Origin of the sequence: Specibacter cremeus (assembly GCF_003946885.1) — a bacterium.
GTDB classification, from domain to species: domain Bacteria; phylum Actinomycetota; class Actinomycetes; order Actinomycetales; family Micrococcaceae; genus Specibacter; species Specibacter cremeus.
This window is the reverse complement of the sequence record NZ_RWKQ01000095.1, coordinates 1-1,725: the sequence shown is the minus strand read 5'-3', so window position 1 is coordinate 1,725 and position 1,725 is coordinate 1. Positions and strand designations below refer to the sequence as shown.

Genomic DNA, 1,725 nt, shown 5'->3' with positions numbered 1-1,725 from the left:
GTCACCATGACGACCAAACCCACCAATCCCATCGGCATCCAAGGCGACGCCGCCATCGTCAAATAACGCGACGGTCAACACCATCGCGCCGACCCGTCGAAGAGTATCGGCTTCAAGCGGCACCCGAGCCAGCGCGTTGGTACCTGTCACGTACTCAACCACTTGCCGCCCGGCCTCGTCGCGGCCGAGAGGTCGGAACGTACACGCCGGGCGAGCGAAGCACTTCAAGATAGCTCTGCACCATGTCGGTGATGTCGATCCAAGGTTTTCGCACAGTGTCACACACACGCACAACACTGCCCGACGTGTTACCGGCAGCCAGTTCCTCCTCTTCGTCGCTCATGACAGAAGGTTATTGACCGCAAGAGGAACGCTCAGCGGGACATGATTGCCTGGCGTTCGAGCTGGACAGCGTTGTGCGACAGGGGAACCCCCGAAAAACGCTGGGGCATTGTCCGTCGCGGTACGTTTGGACGAAACCGGAAGGAAGACTCCTGGTGCCGTAACGCAAGCTAAAACACGCATGATCGAGGCCCCAGACGATGTGCCCCCGTATCTTGAGGTTCCCGCCACAGGCCAGCTGGCTGCAGTCCCTCTTGATTGTCTTCAGCTGCTTGTACGATTTGGATCATGAGATCGGGGAACACAACGGCGATTATCGTGGCCGCAATCTCCGCCTTCGTCGCGGCGGCTGTGTTCATCGTCGGTGAGGTACTCAGATATTACAGAGACCGAAAGGAACGCAGGCGACAGCTCGTCGTCCGCATGCTCGACACCATCGATCAAATCGTCCATCGCCAAATGCTTCCGCCCCTGATGAGGGGATGGCGGTCCGACGAAGTTGATCTCCTTATGACAGCTCAACGATTACTAGTTGAGCTTCGGAAGAGGGATCTCGTCGTTGGCAAGTGGGCAGGTGCACAGACACAACGACTAGCGAGGACTACAGATAAAAGCAAGTACCTGGAACGCGTACTTCGGATCGAGAGCAAGCTCATCGGCTGGCACCGTGGGGATATTAAGCTCCGTTGGTTTGCAGAAGATCTGAAGCGTGAGCCCCTACTGGAAGATTTCCGGGTGCCACCCCTGGTCGGTTGGAAACGCAGCGCTGGTGATGTAGGTGAGAACGTCCGGCTCATCGGTGGGGCGGTGGCCGTCTTGGTTGTGCTCAAACGGATACTGACGAGGTAGCCAGATTGACAGTCGTCGCTTCGTTGCCGTGGCTACGAGCCGATGCGAGCGGAGATCTGCGTGCGGTGCGCGTGATTCCCCAAGCACTATGAGGATTGGTCAGATTGGGCGTCGCGTTGTTCCCTGATGACGGTATAGAGCCGCAAAGCCGCACTGCGGGCTTGCGCCACGTTGATGGTACCGCCCAGCCATTCGAATCGGTCATCGCTCCATCTGGGGACTTCGAGGCGGCATCTGCCAACCCGTTTCGTTTCGCCCGGCAGGTTATGCCGGTGTCCAGGGCCATCCACCGCGTACTCGTCGAGGTGCTGTGAGACATCGCGCATGAGCTTCAAATCGGGGACCTCGCGGTCAAAGGTATCGACGGCAGCCCGGACTCCGTCAGATGTGGACATGAGGCCAGCTAGGCGCAGTCTCCAAAGGAGGGCGACCAGAAGCTGGAAGTCCATCCGTAACTGGTCAGGTTCTTTGACGGCGTGTCATCCTGCGACTTTGGTGAGGTTGCGGAAGACTGGCTTGCATGTCCCGGCCAAG

Annotated in this window: 2 protein-coding genes; one reads left to right on the top strand and one right to left on the bottom strand. The window is 58.6% G+C overall.

The genetic code is table 11. The features are described 5' to 3' along the window. Positions 1-154: 154 nt before the first annotated feature. The gene (locus tag EJC77_RS20835; protein ID WP_125617106.1) at positions 155-343 is read right to left on the bottom strand and encodes a hypothetical protein; all 189 of its coding nucleotides are present in this window, start codon (positions 341-343) and stop codon (positions 155-157) included. 287 nt (positions 344-630) lie between these two features. Between EJC77_RS20835 and EJC77_RS20210 the strand changes: the two genes are divergently transcribed. After that, positions 631-1,191, top strand: coding sequence for a hypothetical protein (locus tag EJC77_RS20210; RefSeq protein WP_125617103.1), 561 nt, complete (start codon positions 631-633; stop codon positions 1,189-1,191). Positions 1,192-1,725: the final 534 nt, after the last annotated feature.